Annotated in this window: 11 protein-coding genes and 1 pseudogene; 8 read left to right on the top strand and 4 right to left on the bottom strand. The window is 59.4% G+C overall.

The genetic code is table 11. From position 1 onward, the window contains the following. Window positions 1–58: 58 nt before the first annotated feature. The 7 genes and pseudogenes from Q0106_RS09940 to Q0106_RS09910 all read left to right on the top strand — a co-directional run bounded on the left by Q0106_RS09940 (window position 59) and on the right by Q0106_RS09910 (window position 9534). Window positions 59–1510 (top strand): annotated as a pseudogene (locus tag Q0106_RS09940) (YfcC family protein). A gap of 17 nt (window positions 1511–1527) precedes the next feature. Further along, a complete protein-coding gene (allB, locus tag Q0106_RS09935) occupies window positions 1528–2886 on the top strand; it encodes an allantoinase AllB (RefSeq protein WP_297612296.1) in 1359 nt (452 codons plus the stop codon). A gap of 422 nt (window positions 2887–3308) precedes the next feature. Further along, window positions 3309–4736 (top strand): NCS1 family nucleobase:cation symporter-1, encoded by a 1428-nt coding sequence (locus Q0106_RS09930; protein WP_297612292.1) that lies wholly within the window; start codon window positions 3309–3311, stop codon window positions 4734–4736. Window positions 4737–5170: 434 nt separating this feature from the next. Further along, the gene (gene allE / locus Q0106_RS09925) at window positions 5171–5944 is read left to right on the top strand and encodes a (S)-ureidoglycine aminohydrolase (RefSeq protein WP_139687583.1); all 774 of its coding nucleotides are present in this window, start codon (window positions 5171–5173) and stop codon (window positions 5942–5944) included. Window positions 5945–6128: 184 nt separating this feature from the next. Next, window positions 6129–7157, top strand: a complete 1029-nt coding sequence (locus Q0106_RS09920; RefSeq protein WP_295490443.1) for an aspartate carbamoyltransferase — start codon at window positions 6129–6131, stop codon at window positions 7155–7157. Window positions 7158–7333: 176 nt separating this feature from the next. Next, the gene (arcC, locus tag Q0106_RS09915) at window positions 7334–8260 is read left to right on the top strand and encodes a carbamate kinase (RefSeq protein WP_297612287.1); all 927 of its coding nucleotides are present in this window, start codon (window positions 7334–7336) and stop codon (window positions 8258–8260) included. A gap of 179 nt (window positions 8261–8439) precedes the next feature. Further along, a complete protein-coding gene (locus Q0106_RS09910) occupies window positions 8440–9534 on the top strand; it encodes an AraC family transcriptional regulator (protein ID WP_297612284.1) in 1095 nt (364 codons plus the stop codon). 93 nt (window positions 9535–9627) lie between these two features. On the opposite strand, the gene larC is transcribed toward Q0106_RS09910, so the two are convergent. From larC to Q0106_RS09895, 3 genes are read right to left on the bottom strand one after another with little or no spacing between them, the layout of a single operon-like run. After that, window positions 9628–10380 (bottom strand): nickel insertion protein, encoded by a 753-nt coding sequence (gene larC, locus Q0106_RS09905; protein ID WP_297612281.1) that lies wholly within the window; start codon window positions 10378–10380, stop codon window positions 9628–9630. Window positions 10381–10395: 15 nt separating this feature from the next. Continuing rightward, window positions 10396–11061 (bottom strand): nickel pincer cofactor biosynthesis protein LarB, encoded by a 666-nt coding sequence (gene larB / locus Q0106_RS09900; protein WP_297612278.1) that lies wholly within the window; start codon window positions 11059–11061, stop codon window positions 10396–10398. A gap of 57 nt (window positions 11062–11118) precedes the next feature. After that, window positions 11119–12054, bottom strand: coding sequence for an AraC family transcriptional regulator (locus tag Q0106_RS09895; protein WP_297612275.1), 936 nt, complete (start codon window positions 12052–12054; stop codon window positions 11119–11121). Between the two features lie 388 nt (window positions 12055–12442). Between Q0106_RS09895 and Q0106_RS09890 the strand changes: the two genes are divergently transcribed. After that, window positions 12443–12913, top strand: a complete 471-nt coding sequence (locus Q0106_RS09890; protein ID WP_297612272.1) for a DNA starvation/stationary phase protection protein — start codon at window positions 12443–12445, stop codon at window positions 12911–12913. Between the two features lie 118 nt (window positions 12914–13031). Here Q0106_RS09890 and Q0106_RS09885 read toward each other — a convergent pair whose 3' ends face one another. Next, the gene (locus Q0106_RS09885; protein WP_297612269.1) at window positions 13032–14804 is read right to left on the bottom strand and encodes an HNH endonuclease domain-containing protein; all 1773 of its coding nucleotides are present in this window, start codon (window positions 14802–14804) and stop codon (window positions 13032–13034) included. Between the last annotated feature and the right edge of the window lie 138 nt (window positions 14805–14942).

Here is a 14942-nt window from a genome sequence, read left to right as displayed (position 1 = left end):
CCAGAGCTGTGTGTTGCGGATTCTGAGGAAAAATCAACCCTCCCCCCAGGACCGCAAAATGAATCCGAAGCAGGATACTTCGCAGCAAGCCCCCAAGAAGAAGGGCTTCAAGATGCCCGACATCTACATTATTCTCGGGCTCTTCATTCTTCTCATGGCAGTGCTCACGTACGTTGTTCCTGCCGGCCAGTACGATCGCCAGGTCGTTGAAACTGCGCACGGCGTACAGAACCTCGTCGTAGCCAACACCTATCATGCCGTCGCGCAGAACCCTGCCGGCTGGCTTGAGATCATCACGGCCATTCCGTTCGGCTTTGAACGCGCCGCCGGCATCGTCGTCCTCACCTTCATGGTTGGCGCCTGCATGGGCCTCATCAAGCGCGCCGGCCTGATCGACCTCGGCGTTCAGCGCCTCTCCCGCGCGGTCGGCCAGTCCGAATTCCTCGTGGCTCCGGTGCTCATGATCGTTCTCTCGATGCTCGCCGCCTTCATCGGCGTGCCGGAACTGTCGCTCGCCTATCTGCCGGTGTTCCTCCCGCTCTTCTATCGCCTCGGCTATGACGGCATGACCGCTACCGCGGTTGCGCTCCTCTCGCCCTGCATCGGCTTCACCTTCGGCATCACGATTCCGGGTTCGGTCGGCATGGGCCAGCAGATTGCTCAGATCACGATGTTCTCGGGCTCCGGCCTGCGCGCCGTCGTCCTCGTGATCGCCGTCGCCGTCACGATCGCCTATGTGATGCTCTACGCTGCCCGCGTCAAGAAGGACCCGAAGAAGAGCCTCACGTACGACACCGACCTTGAACTCAAGGAACAGTTTGCTCAGGAAGAAGCTGAAAAGACGAAGGGCACGGAACTGACGTTCACGCAGCGTCAGGTCTATGCGGGCGTCTCCTGCCTCATCATGTTCCCGATCGCCGTCTACCTCATCCTTTCGATGAACCTCGGCTTTGAAGCGATCGGCGGCCTCTTCCTCGCGATCGGCATCATCGCCGCGATCATCGCAGGCAAGTCCGCGCAGTAGATCTGCGACGACATCAATGCCGGCATGCGCGACCTGATGGTCGGCGCTCTCCTCTGCGGCGTTGCCTCCGCCATCGCCGTCGTGATGGACAAGGGCGTCATTACCGACACGATCGTCTACTGGCTCGAGCAGCTCCTCGCCACGACGCCTCCGGCCCTCTCCGCCATCGCCATCTTCTGGGAACAGGCCATCTTCAATGCGCTCATTCCTGGCGCCACGGCCCTTACCATTCTGACGATGCCGATTCTCTCGCCGCTCGGCTCCCTCCTTGACGTTTCGCAGCAGGCCATCGTTTCTGCCAACGCCTGGGGCGGCCAGCTCACGGACATCTTCTTCCCGACCTCCGGCTTCTTCATCGCCACCCTCGTGATCGCCAAGGTCGAATACACGAAGTGGATCCGCTTCTATACGCCTCTGATGCTCATCCTCGGCGCCATCTGCTGCGTCGCGCTCTACCTGCAGCAGCAGCTCGGCCTCAACTTCTAATGGAGTGAAAGAAGCAAATGCTCGATCTCATCATCCGCAATGGCCAGGTCGTTACCACCGAAGCCGTTGAGTCTCTCGACATCGGCGTGAAGGACGGCGTGATCGTTCGCCTTTCGAACCGCATCGAAGAGCCTGCCCGCGAGGAAATCGACGCTGCCGGCGAATACGTTCTGCCCGGCATGGTTGATCCTCACATGCACCTCTCCGAGCCCGGCCGCACCGAATGGGAAGGCTACCGCACGGGTACGCAGGCCATGGCTGCAGGCGGCATCACCTCGTTCGTCGAGATGCCCCTCAACCAGATTCCCTGCACGACGGATATTCCGAGCCTTGAAATCAAGCTCAAGTCCGCCGAAGGCCAGTGCTGGGTCGACTACGCCCCGATGGGCGGCCTCGTTCCCTGGAACCTTGCCGACCTCGCGCCCCTCGCGGACGCCGGCGTCGCCGCCTTCAAGGCCTTCGTCGCCACCTGCGGTTCCGGCAAGCCCGGAGACTTCAAGAACGTGACCGACTGGGAGCTCTATCAGGGCGCCCGCGAAATCGCGAAGAAGGACGGTCTTCTCGTCGTTCACTGCGAAAACGCGACGATCACGGACGGTCTCGGTGCGGAAGCCCGCGCGAGCGGCAAAAAGTCGCTTTCCGACTACGTCGCCTCCCGCCCGGTCTTTACGGAAGTCGAGGCAGTGCATCGCGTGCTCATGATCGCGGAAGCCGCCGGCTGCCGCATTCACATCGCGCACTGCTCCTGCCACGAGGCGGTTGAAGAGGTCGAGCGCGCCCGCGCCCGCGGCGTCGACGCGAGCTTTGAGTCCTGCCCGCACTACTTCCTCCTCGCGACCGAGGATCTTGATGCGATCGGCCCCAAGGCCAAGTGCTCGCCCCCGATCCGCGACCGCGCTCACCAGCGCCGCATGTGGGAGCTCCTTGCCGAAGGCAGAATCGAGATGCTCGTTTCCGACCACTCGCCCTGCACGTTCGACCTCAAGTCTTCGGACAATGCGTTCGACGCCTGGGGCGGCATCAGCGGCTGTCAGAACTGCGTCGACGCCATGTTCGACGAAGCGGTTCTGAAGCACGGCATCAGCCCCGTCACGCTCGCGAAGGCGCTCTCCACCGGAGCGGCCCGCCGCTTCCGCCTGAAGGGCAAGGGCGAGATCGCGCTCGGCTTTGATGCCGACCTCGTGCTCATCGACCCGAAGTCGAGCTACGTGCTCAAGGCCGAGGATCTGCTCTACAAGAACAAGTTCTCCGCCTATGAAGGCCGCCGCATCGACTGCCGCATCACGCACACGCTTGTGCGCGGCAATCTCGCCTGGAGCCTTGAAAAGGGCGCTTCCGAGAAGCCGATGGGCCGCCGCATGACGATTGCCGCCTAAAGACAATCCCATGCTGCCGAGGCGTTTCCTCTGAGTGACGCCTCATTCGAAAGCCGGGAAGGGAGTTTGTTCGACTCCTCCCGGCTTTTTCCTGTTTACGGGAAGACTTCGAAATTTATGTCTTGAATATGCACACAGAAACAAGAACCCGGCAGCTGAATCCGAAGACATACAGAATAGGTAAAAGTCATTAGCTACCATTTTTATGTCTTTAAGCGCCACAGATAATTTTATAAGGGTATGTTCTGAGATGAGTGTTAACTAATTTCACCAAGTAAATCAATTAAATAAACTGAAAACATATTTGACGCAAAAAGCCATTTTCTTGTCGCCTAAAGCTATCGACCCCACGCGCCGCTCTTCTGAGAATACGGGTGTTGCAAAAAACAACAAATAAGAAACTTTTCCGAGGAGCGCCAACCATGGACGATCGAACTTCGACGCAGGCAATATCAGAGAGCGTTCTCGCGAACAAGGATTTACTTCCCTCAAAACAGACCTGGAACTGGTACAACATCTTTGCTTTCTGGATGTCGGACGTTCACAGTGCGGGCGGCTACATTTTTGCCGGCACGCTCTTCTCTCTTGGTCTGGCAGGCTGGCAGGTCTTTGTTTCCCTCATCGTAGGCATTGTCATCATTCAGGGACTTGCCAACATCATCGGCGTGCCGAGCCAGAAGCTCGCCGTGCCGTTCCCGGTCATTTCGCGCATGACGTACGGCGTCTTCGGCGCGAACATTCCGGCACTCATCCGCGGCGGCATTGCCGTCGTCTGGTACGGCATCCAGACTTATCTTGCAAGTGCTGCACTCATGATCGTGGTCCTCTACGAGTGGCCTGATCTCGTGAGCCTGACGCACGACAACATTCTCGGACTCTCCACGCTCGGCTGGTACTGCTTTGCCGCTATGTGGGTGCTCCAGACGGCGCTCTTCCTCTGCAACATGGAAGCCATCCGCCGCTTCATGGACTGGGCGGGCCCGATCGTCTACATCGCCATGCTCGTGCTGATGGTCCTGATTGTTCGCGAAGCTGCCTGGGAAAACATCAGCTTCTCGCTCACTGAAAAAGAAATGAGCGTGAGCGAAACCGTCTGGACGATGATTGTGGGCGCCGCGCTTGTAGTGTCCTATTTCTGCGGGCCGACCCTTAATTTCGGCGACTTCTCGCGCTACGCGAAGAGCCCGTCGCAGATGAAGCGCGGCAACTTCTGGGGCCTCCCCATCAACTTCGTCTTCTTCTCGCTCATCGCAGTGGTGACGATTTCGGGCACTCCGGTGGTTTTCGGCGAACTCATCGTCGACCCGATTGAGGTGATGGGCAAGCTCGACAACAAGACTGCCGTGCTGATTCTCGGCCTGACGATGCTGATCGCCACGGTGGGCGTCAACATTGTCGCCAACTTCGTTTCGGCTGCCTTCGATATTTCGAACATCTTCCCGAAGTACATTTCCTGGCGTACGGGCGGCCTCGTCGCTTCCGTTCTTTCGGTTGCGCTCCTGCCCTGGAATCTCTTCAGCTCGCCGGAGGTGATTCACGTAACGGTTGACGTGCTCGCAGCCCTCATCGGCCCGGTCTACGGCATCCTGATCATCGACTACTACTTCATCAAGCGCCGTCATGTGAACGTGCACGACCTTTACAGCACGAGCCGCGAGGGCAGCTACTGGTACCGTCACGGCGTCAACTGGAAGGCTGTTGCGGCGCTGATTCCCGCGGGCATTGCCAGCGTTGCGGCAATGATGCTCGATTCGGGCAGCGGCATCGGCAACTTCACCTTCTTCATCGGCGCCTTCATGGCTGCGGGCGTCTATCGCTGGATTGCCAACTCCGACATCATTCGCGACTAACCATTCTCCCTGAGGAAAAGTCCTCGAACTTGAGGACATTGAGGCGCTGCGGCAGGAAGTTCGTCTTCCCTCTGCAGCGCTTTTTCTTTTTGGTTTTCGATGGCATTAAATGACAAGTGCTATGTCACAAGTTGATATCGAACGTCATGAGAAACATAAGGTGTTTGTCGGGTAATATTTTTAAACATATTGAAAAATATGAAAATCAAATTACGGTATAGGAGGAAACGCTGTATATGCGTGACGCGTAATGACATGACCTTGACGCGATGAGCGCATGAGAAAAGTCATTTAGCGCCTATAGTTCAATTCAACGGAACACGCTTTCCGAAGATCAAATCAAAGCCAGGGCAGGGCCGGAACACAAAGGATGCTGCCAAAGGCTTCGAGGCGAAAAAAGCAACCACTCTTACAGTCAGTTGAAGGAGTTTCAGATGCCTGGTTATCCTCAGGACCTGCTTTCCAACCGTTCAGTCGTCAAGGCGGACTTTGCGATCATCACCCCCCAGGGCCGCGTGATCAATACGGTTCCCGGAATCGTTGACGCCAAGATGACGATTCTCTGCTCGCCGAAGATCGGCGCGGGCTTCGTGCAGCTGATCGGTACCCTGGGCGCCACGGCGCACACGGACTACCCCTACGGCGCCAAGGAACACGAAGAAGCCTTCATCTACGTCCTCGACGGCGAAGTTGAACTCGAAGTCGACGTCGCCGGCGAAAAGCGCGTCCTCACGCAGGGCGGCTATGCCTACTCCGCTCCGGGCAAGGGCATCGGCTTCAAGAACGTCAACGGCAAGGAAGGCCGCATCCTTCTTTACAAGCAGCGCTACATCCCCCATCCCAAGGGACTCATGCCCTGGAGCGTCTTCGGCAACATCAACGAAGTTGCCTTCCGCGACTACGATGGCATGGCCAACGTTCACGTCAAGGACTTCCTCCCGGTTGAAGAAGCCTTCGACATGAACATGCACATCCTCTCCTTCGATCCGGGTGCGTCCCACAACATCTGCGAAACGCACGTCCAGGAACACGGCGCCTACATCTATGAAGGCGAAGGCATGTACCTCCTCGACGATACCTGGTACACGACGAAGAAGGAAGACTTCCTCTGGATGGGCGCCTTCTCGGTTCAGGCCGGTTACGGCATCGGCCGCGGCCCGTTCTCCTACATCTATTCGAAGGACTGCAACCGCGACGTTGAGATCTAATGGATCTCACCCCCAGCGGGCGACCGGAAGAATGACCGGCCGCGCATCGCTTGCGAAGGGGATGGTCTTCTTTCCCCCCTGTCTTTGAAGCCATCCCTTTCAATACCGATCCAGCCGGTCCTTACTCCCTCGCAGAGAAGCACCTTTACCAAAGCAAACAAGCCAACTCCAAGGAATTTTCACCATGGCTCTCGACAGCAACTTCAAGCACCTTGATATCCGTGAAGCGCTCGCCGGCACCCACATGAAGGGCCGCAACATCACGTTCCTCGATGATTTCTCCCGCGACGAAATCCTCTCCCTCTATCAGGCTGCTGAGATGCTCGAACCGTTCATGCGCACCGGCACCGACCTGCTGCGCGGCAAGGTTCTCTACACGCTCTTCTTCCAGCCCTCCACCCGTACCCGCTGCTCGCATGAAAACGCCATGCACCGCCTCGGCGGCTCCGTGATCACGGAAGCGGATCCGACGCACAACTCCTCCGTCGCGAAGAACGAATCCCTCGCCGACAGCCTGCGCGTCACGAGCGAATACGCCGACGTCATCGTCATGCGTCACCCGGACGACAAGGAAGCCCTCGGCGCCCTTAAGGAAATCGAAGGCCACTGCGCTCCGGTGATCTCGGGCGGCTACGGCCACGTCACGCACCCGACCCAGGGTCTCCTTGACTCCTACACCTGCTGGCGCGCCTTCGGCGACCTCTCCAAGGTCACCGTCGCCATCGCCACGCCTGACCTCTCGCGCGCCCGCTCCGGCCAGTCCTTCGCCCTCGCTCTTGCCGCCATGGGCGCCAAGATCATCTACACGGGCACGAGCGAACTCCGTACGCCGGAAGTCGTTCGCCAGAAGCTCATCAAGATGAACGCGAACTTCGAAGAGCACTTCGACCTCACGATGAAGCAGAACGAAGAGCTCTACGCCGACAAGAACGTCGACCTCATCTATCTGCCGGGCTGCTCCGTCAAGAAGGATGACCCGAACCGCGCCGACTTCGAGAAGAAGATGGCCAACTACTACGTCTCGCTCGAAATGCTCCGCAACATCAAGGCGAAGACCGGCAAGACCGTTGGCGTCCATCACTCGCTGCCGCGCAACCCGGGCGAATTCGACTTCGGCATCGACAACACCGAGCACCAGCTCTACTTCCGCGCGATCGGCTTCTCCGTCGCTCTGCGCATGGCGCTCCTCGCTGCCGTCGTCGGCGTCAACTGATCCCGCAAGCACCAGCAGGGGATCCGCTGAGTTCAAGAAGAAAAGCAGCAGACATCACCGATATTTCCTGATTCATCCGTGGGTCTGCTGCAGATAGAACTCAGCTTCTCTTCACAGAGGCCGGATGCCGTTCCGGCCTCTTGAACCCAATACTCTCCAGAAAGGATTCTTCAGTCATGCGTCTTGTTATTGCTCTGGGCGGCAATGCCCTTTTGAAGCGCGGTGAGCCGATGCTCTGCGAAAACCAGCGCGAAAACGTCTCCCTCGCCTGCAAGCAGATCGCCAAGGCCTACGAAGGCAACGAGCTCGTGATCACCCACGGCAACGGCCCGCAGGTCGGTCTTCTCGCTCTCCAGAACAATGCCTACAAGAAGGTGCCGATGTATCCGCTCGACGTGATCGGCGCTGAATCTGTCGGCATGATCGGCTACATGATCCAGCAGGAACTCGTCAACTACGTGCCGAAGACCGCCACGCTCGCGACGATTCTCACGCAGACGCAGGTTGATCCTGAAGATCCCGCCTTCAAGAACCCGACGAAGCCCGTCGGCCCCGTTTATGAGAAGGAAGAAGCCGAACAGCTCGCCAAGCAGCACGGCTGGACGATCGCTCCCGACAACGACAAGTGGCGCCGCGTGGTTCCGAGCCCGGATCCGAAGCGCATCTGGGGTCTCGCTCCTCTTAAGACCCTGGTTGAAAACGGCCACATCGTCATCTGCTGCGGCGGCGGCGGTGTTCCGACCTACTTCGACAAGGACGGCAAGCTCGTCGGCGCCGAGGCTGTGATCGACAAGGATCTCGCTTCGTCCGTTCTCGCTGCTTCCCTTGACGCTGATCTCTTCGTCATCGCGACCGACGTTGACGGCGCCTACATCAACTGGGGCAAGCCCGATCAGAAGAAGATCGTTCAGTCCGATCCGAAGTCGCTGCGCGAATTCGGCTTTGCCAAGGGCTCGATGGGCCCGAAGGTCGAAGCTGCCTGCCGCTTCGTCGAGAAGAGCGGCAAGACCGCTGTGATCGGCGCCCTTTCCGAGATCGATCAGATTCTCGCGGGCAAGGCCGGCACCCGCGTCGTCAAAGAAGAGGGCGTCATTTACGGCTGATGCTCCGGATCGGATCTGAAGAATTAGATTCGAGCATGTGATTTTTTCCTCCGCGTTTTTAGCCGGCCCAGGGTTCTCCTCGGCCGGCTTTTTTTCGCGGGCTTCCGTTAAGACTGACGCTTTTTCAGTGCTTTTTCTGATAACGTAAGATTCCGTCCTCAAAGGAGTTTTTCCCCGAAATGTCTGAAGAGATTCGCCTTCCTCTGCCGCTTGAGGGGAAGCCCGTTCCCGATGATGATGCGCATCTGCCCCTGGGCGACAGTATTCTCGCGAGCTGGATCCGTTCGATCTGCCAGACCGCCAGAGGCTACGGCGTGGAGCCCGAAGCCATTCTGAAGCGCGTCGGCATGGATTCCTCGCTTCTCACGGTTCCCGATGCGCGCTTTCCCGCGATGAACGTGCGCCGCTTCTGGGAGGCGCTCATCAGTGCTACGGGCGACGAACTCATCGGCCTCAGATGCGGCCAGGAAATGCAGGCGCCGACGCTCCACGGCCTCGGGCTTGCCATCATCACGAGCCACTCGCTCGCGCAGGTGCTCGACCTCACGGCCCGCTACGCCAAGGTGATTTCGACGACGATGGACGCGAGCCTCGCGCACGACAGCTCCGGGTCGACCCTGACGCTGAAGACTCTGCACGGCTATGAAGCACGCCATGCGGCGCTCCTCTGCGTGCTTGCCTTCATCTTCCGTCAGGCCAATTCCCTTTCGCAGCATGCGGTCACGCCCGTCGAGGTGAAGATCCCGCTTCCGAGAGCAGAGCGCGAGGAAATTTCCCGCCTCGAGGAGTATTTCGGCTGCGCCGTCGACACGAAGAGTTCCGATCGCGCTTCGATCCGCTTTGCCTACAACGACGTGATGGAGCCCTATGCCGCACAGAACGCAATGCTGCGCGAGGCCAACGAGCAGGTGGTCCGTCAGTACCTTAACCGCGTTCGGCAGTTCTCCTTCACCGTGCGCGTTGAAGAGGAAATCGAGGCGCTCCTGAGAGCCGGCGAAAGCGTCCGCATTCCGGACGTTGCCGGGCGCCTTAATCTGTCCGCGCGCACGCTTCAGCGTCGCCTTGAGGAGGAAGGCGCCGTCTTCGTTCACCTGGTCGACAAGCATAAGAAGCAGTTTGCGCACGACGCGCTCGCTCATACCGAGCGCTCGATCACCGAGATCGCCTATACGATCGGCTTCTCGGATCCGAGCAACTTCTCGCGCTCGTGCTCGCGCTGGTTCGGGTGTTCTCCCGCCGCCTACCGGCGCCGAATCCGCCAGCTTCCGACCTGATTGAAGCTCTGCTCTGAATAAGAGAAAAGCCTCCGGAACCGGTTTCTGCCGGGCGGAGGCTTTTTTGTCGGAAGGCGGTGATGGACTTGCCGCTTATTCGGCTGCGGCCGGTGCAGGGGAGCCGAGGAAGAAGCGGGAGCCGTTGGGAACGCCCTCATAGTCGCTTCCCCAGACGAAGATCTGCGCGGCCTTCTCAATCGTCATTTCGGGCCAGGGGCCGAATTCGGCGCCGAAACCCTTGAGAATTGCGAGGCCCGTGGGCGTCACGAGCTCTCCCTTTCCCGAGGAGGCGCGCACGGCGACGCCGTCGAGCATCGTGAACATCGCGGGCGCCGGGTAGGGAAGAAGACCGTGGGCGCACTCGACCTCGCCCTCGTTCATCGGAATGGGGCTCGCTGCAATCTTCGAGACGTTCATCCTGAGGAAGAGTTCTGCCGAGAGGCCGATCGCAAGAATGTTGGCCATGCGGCCGACCTCGTGAAAGTGGACCTCGTCCATCGACATGCCGTGCACTTTAGCCTCGGCCCCGGCGAGCACCTGCCAGACGCGGTCGGAAAGCGTCCGCGCTGCGTCTGAGAGGCGGCTCTCAGCGTAGATTGCCCGGATGTCCGCCGGATGCCGGTGGGCGTGCTCCTTCGGCGCCAGAATCCGCGCCGACATGCCTCGGATGGAATTGACGTAATGGGGTGCAAACTCGAGGCCGCAGTCGATATTGGGAAAGAGCGTGCGCAGGTAGGCGCCTGCCATGCCGCCCGGAAGGTCGTTCAGGGCCAGAAGGCCGGCGAGGAAGGCGCCCGCGTTGAAGCCCGCATGAATGCGGACGGCAAGAATCGTGGATTCAGTCATGGATAAATGCAGAGTTCAGAAATTGGAGTGGAGGAGCCTGAGCGTTCTCGCGGCAGCGCAGGCGGCGCCGTAGCCGTTGTCGATATTGAAGACCGCTACGCCCGGAGCGCAGGAGGCGAGCATGCTGCGAAGCGCCGTCATGCCGCCCTCGGCAATGCCGTAGCCCACGGATGTGGGAACGGCAAAAAGGGGCTTCTCGGTGAGGCCTCCCATGACGGAGGCGAGCGCAGCATCGAGGCCCGCAGCGACGATCACGACGTCGCACGCGTTGATCTCGTCGATCACGGACTGAATGCGCCAGAGGCCGGCAACGCCGCAGTCTTCGAAAAATGCCGTTTGGTACCCAAGGTATTCGAGCGTGCGTGCGGCTTCATGCAGCACGCTCGCATCGGCATTTCCTGCGGACACGAGCGCTGCTTTGCCCGGACGGGCTGGAAGCTTCGCGTTCCAGGCCGTGCGGGAAAGGGAATCAAAGTCGTACTGCTTGCGGAGATCTTCCGGGAGTCCGGCAAAAAATTCGGGTTCGAGGCGCGTGAAGAGAATCGGTTCCGCGCCGGGCTTTCCGAACCGCTCGAAAAGCTCAGTGAGCACCGAACGGGGCTTCCCCGCGCAGAACACCGCTTCAGGCAGACCGATGCGGCGCGGACGGTCAAGATCGAAGCGAACGGTGGAATGGGACATGGTCTGGATTATTGAAAAAAATGGTGGTCTCAGCTCAGGCAGCAGTCGGGTCGGCCCTCACGCGGCTTCATCGGCTTCGATTCCGTAGCGGTCGGCAGAGGCAAAGGCCGTGCGGCGACGGCGCACATCCCTCAGGGGCGAGTCGCCGAACTGGCGCTTGTATTCGCGCACGAACTGCGTGGGACTTTCGTATCCGACGGCATAGGCGGCTTCCGCCACCTGCGCGTGCTGCGCGAGCATCATGCGCTGCGCTTCAAAAAGACGGATCTGCTTCTGGAACTGAAGCGGACTCATGCCGGTCAGGCCTTTGAACTGCCGATGGAAGTTCGAGGTCGACATGTTGTGCATGCGGGCGAGCTCCTCAATCGCAATCGAGGTCGCGAAATTGGCCCGGAGCCACGAAACCGCGCGCACGATGGCGCCCGCAGGAGCAGCGTCCCGAAGAAGCGGCAGGAGCCGCGGCGCGGTTGCGCCCGTGAGGAGCAGATAGTGGAGGTCGCGGATCACGAGCGGTGCGCGCACCTTTACCTGATCGGGGTTTGCCGCGAGATGAATGAGCCGGGAGAAGTCCTCGAGCAGATCCTTCCAGGGCGTAAAGACGAAGCAGGCCTGGGGCGGCTGAGGCTGGGCGTCCGCCGCCGTCATGTTTTCAGCGAGCTCTATAAGGAGCGCCCGGTCGAGCCGGAGCGAAATCGAATAGAAGGGATGCTCGGGCGAGGCGTTGAGCGCCCGGTATGCGCTCGGGAGCGCCGCGCCCGAGAGGAGGCCTTCGCCGGAGTGATAAATGATTTCCCGGTTGCAGATGAGCGAGCTTTTCGACCCGGAAAGAATGAGCGAGCAGGCGAGCTCCCCGCAGGAGCAGGTAAGCGGCATCTCGCACTCGTGGCGGTGCGTGTAGAAGTCCGGCACGCTCGTCTCATGCGATCCTCTCTGAGGGTTGAGAGCCTTGAGCGCCTGAAGCATGTCGGCAATCTGAGAATCAATGTCGGACATGGCAGTGGAATGAATCGGAAGAAAGATTTGGTCGAAGGGATGTCCGGCAGATGCTTTGCGCCGGAGCAGGTCATAGTTCAAATGATAAGCAGGATTGGGCAGTTTGCAAGGTGGGTGAATGGCGTAAGCAAAGTCTCATTACATCAATGAATCAGGGAAATGCAGTGGTTGAGGGCGCTCCATGAATCCTTTCAGATGCCTCAATTTGAGAGATTGGGGCAGCTATTTGATTGAATTTGACAATGAAGAACGACAGCCGTCTTTAGTTAAAACTATTAAAAACTTGACTTCGATAGTTTTAGTATGTAATATGGTCTCATCGATAAACAAGATGCATTGAAAACAAATAAATGATAGTTTTAAATGCATCGCAGCAGGACCCATCAAAATGACGAATACTGAACGCCTCAACGCCTACGTTGCCTCTCTTCTCGTCTGGAATGTGAAGCTCCACAATCTCCACTGGAACGTGACGGGGAAGCTCTTTAAGCCCCTCCATGAATACACGGAAGCCCTTTACGACAAGGCTTTCGAGGCTTACGACGAAACGGCCGAGCTCCTCAAGATGAAGGGCGAAATGCCGCATGCAACCCTTCGCGGCAGCATCGAGCTCTCGGTTGTTGAAGAAGTCGCTCCGCGCCTCTTCTCTTCCTGCGAAGTCGTCGCTGAAGTCGAAGCCGACATGAAGAAGATGGCGAAGCTCGCCCGCGAAATCCGCGATGCGGCTGCCGAGGAAGACGACTTCCAGACGCAGGGTCTCTTTGAAGGCTATCTCGCGAGCTACGCGAAGGAACTCTGGTTCCTCTCCGCCATGCGTGCGGATGCCAGGCAGGAAGGCTGCTGCCCGGCGAAGGCCTGATGACTCACCTTCAGCCCGTTCAGTTCGAACGGACTAAAGGACAGACATCCTGATGAAGAGCGCTCAGACTTCCGGATTTCCGGGAGAGCGAGCGCTCTTTTTGTTTTTCTGCTTCGCGTCAGAAGCCTGCCGCAGGCTCGGGCTCCCAGCGGCGGCAGGCGTACTGGAGCGCCGTCTCGTCAGCGCTCCTAAGAAGCGCGTCCATCATCGGCGCTTCCCAGTCCTTCTGCGGCAGCGTCCGGCCCATGAGCGTCGACTGCGCCTGCGCGCGAAAGAGCGTTCCCATGGGAGAGCCCTCATAGAGCTTCCAGGTTCGGATGATCCGGTCTGCAGCCTGGTCGAGGCAGGCGGCCGACGGCACCAGATCGGACTTCCGGCCGTTTTCCTTTTTCTCCGCCGGCATCAGATTCCAGAGATCGTTCGTATGCGTGCGCGACCACGGGATCATGTGGTCGACGGCAAGCGTATGGGCGGAGAGCGCCGCGCCGGACCAGATCGAATCAAGCCCATTCGTGCGGATGCGTTCGAGAAAGAGCCCGCGCGACCAGTTCGTATCGCGCACGTCCTCGGGCAGCGCCATGATGTCGATGACGGCGCCGGGGGTAATGACGCCGCGGGAGAAGTCCGACGACTGCTTCGCCCAGCGGATCGTCACGGCCTCCGTGAGCCAGGGCGCGGAGACATTGAGCTCCCGCCAGAGCTCTGACGGAAGGTAGAAGGTTCCGGCCGCCCGGTCGAGGAGGTCAGGCGTAATCGTTTCCTTTCGAAAATCAATTTCGGCTCCCTTTTCAAGCCGGAAGAGGCGGTTCCCGTTCATCGCGGCAATGGCGCTTGTGTCGTCCCCGAGGGAGTTGCCGGCATAGCGGACGGGGCCGCGGCCAATGGCTTTGCGGATGACCTTTGCAAGAGCGATGAAGGCGAGGGCGCGCGGGGATCCGGCCGTCAGTCTTTCGAGATAGAAGTCGTTTCTGAAGGAAAGCCAGTCGCCCTGGTAGAGGCGGATGAGCGCTATGAGGGGCTCTTCGAATTCGAGGCGCCTTCCGCCGCCGATCTGAGCAGGAAGCAGCGCGGATTCATTGAGGGCATGCGCGCGGTAGATCTGCCAGTAGAGCGCCGCGACGCGCTCGATGACGAGTCCCATCGGAATCGCCGCCTGGTGCGGAGCATCCGGGATCTTCGTCAGAAGGCGGTAGGCATCCATATCGGCAGGCGGGAGATAACGGACGCGCGCCGCGTTGGCGAGGTTGATTTCCGCGAGCGCCTTGATAAGCGCGAGCTTATAGGTTGTTGTCTTCCGATCTTCCTCGAGGAGCCCCTGGAGGCTTTTTCTCGCCCGCACCCGGGCCGCATCGCGCACGAAGACCAGTGCCGCGGTGACCAGGCTTCCCGGGTCCCCGGCAGATTTCCTTTCGGCAAGCGCAAAGCCGAAGCGCTCAAAAAGCGCGATGACGAACTCTGGAGAAAGCGTTTTTGTCGATGAAGCGCCGTCAAGCAGAACCACGGCAGTGCCTGAGGGGCTCAGAGCGAGCTCAATTTCCCGCACCTGTTCATGGAGCTTTTCCGGAGTGACTGCTCCCTCCAGACCGTCCGCGACAACCGCATCGCAGGCGGCGCTCCGGAGCATTTCGCCGCAAGCTTCGCGATCCGCTTTATCGAGCGGAAAATGAAGCGGAATGCGCTCCATCCGGACATCCCCATCGGTTACCGGAGTTTTCGGCTCCGCATCTGCCGTGAGCGTGACGGCGACCTTCGCCTCCGCCATCTGGACGGCAAAGCGCGCTTTCCCGAGCAGAAGCGCACGGGCGCCGGCGGGAATCCACTTGAAAAGCAACTGAGTAAAGAGACGCTCTCGCGAGGAGGCCTCTCTGAAGCTCGGAGAAAGGTCGGGCACTTGAGAAATTACGAATAAGGATGAACGGGGACAGGAGAAGCGTATTGCCTGAAGGCACGCTTGAGGCATAAGGGAAAACCCGGAAACTCAATATAGGAAGAAACCTTTGCTTCTGATTGAGTTCTGGCTTTCCCGTAA

Origin of the sequence: uncultured Sutterella sp. (assembly GCF_937923675.1) — a bacterium.
In the GTDB taxonomy this organism is placed as follows: Bacteria; Pseudomonadota; Gammaproteobacteria; order Burkholderiales; family Burkholderiaceae_F; genus Sutterella.
The sequence above is the reverse complement of the archived record's forward strand: the minus strand, read 5'-3'. Positions and strand labels throughout refer to the sequence as shown.

What these genes read in the sequence shown, in the direction of transcription:
- Q0106_RS09910 (WP_297612284.1), top strand. Translation starts at nt 8,440, where the DNA reads ATGTCTGAAGAGATTCGCCTTCCTCTGCCGCTTGAGGGGAAGCCCGTT.
- Q0106_RS09930 (WP_297612292.1), top strand. Translation starts at nt 3,309, where the DNA reads ATGGACGATCGAACTTCGACGCAGGCAATATCAGAGAGCGTTCTCGCG.
- larC (WP_297612281.1), bottom strand. Translation starts at nt 10,380, where the DNA reads ATGACTGAATCCACGATTCTTGCCGTCCGCATTCATGCGGGCTTCAAC.
- Q0106_RS09895 (WP_297612275.1), bottom strand. Translation starts at nt 12,054, where the DNA reads ATGTCCGACATTGATTCTCAGATTGCCGACATGCTTCAGGCGCTCAAG.
- Q0106_RS09890 (WP_297612272.1), top strand. Translation starts at nt 12,443, where the DNA reads ATGACGAATACTGAACGCCTCAACGCCTACGTTGCCTCTCTTCTCGTC.
- arcC (WP_297612287.1), top strand. Translation starts at nt 7,334, where the DNA reads ATGCGTCTTGTTATTGCTCTGGGCGGCAATGCCCTTTTGAAGCGCGGT.
- Q0106_RS09920 (WP_295490443.1), top strand. Translation starts at nt 6,129, where the DNA reads ATGGCTCTCGACAGCAACTTCAAGCACCTTGATATCCGTGAAGCGCTC.
- larB (WP_297612278.1), bottom strand. Translation starts at nt 11,061, where the DNA reads ATGTCCCATTCCACCGTTCGCTTCGATCTTGACCGTCCGCGCCGCATC.
- allE (WP_139687583.1), top strand. Translation starts at nt 5,171, where the DNA reads ATGCCTGGTTATCCTCAGGACCTGCTTTCCAACCGTTCAGTCGTCAAG.
- allB (WP_297612296.1), top strand. Translation starts at nt 1,528, where the DNA reads ATGCTCGATCTCATCATCCGCAATGGCCAGGTCGTTACCACCGAAGCC.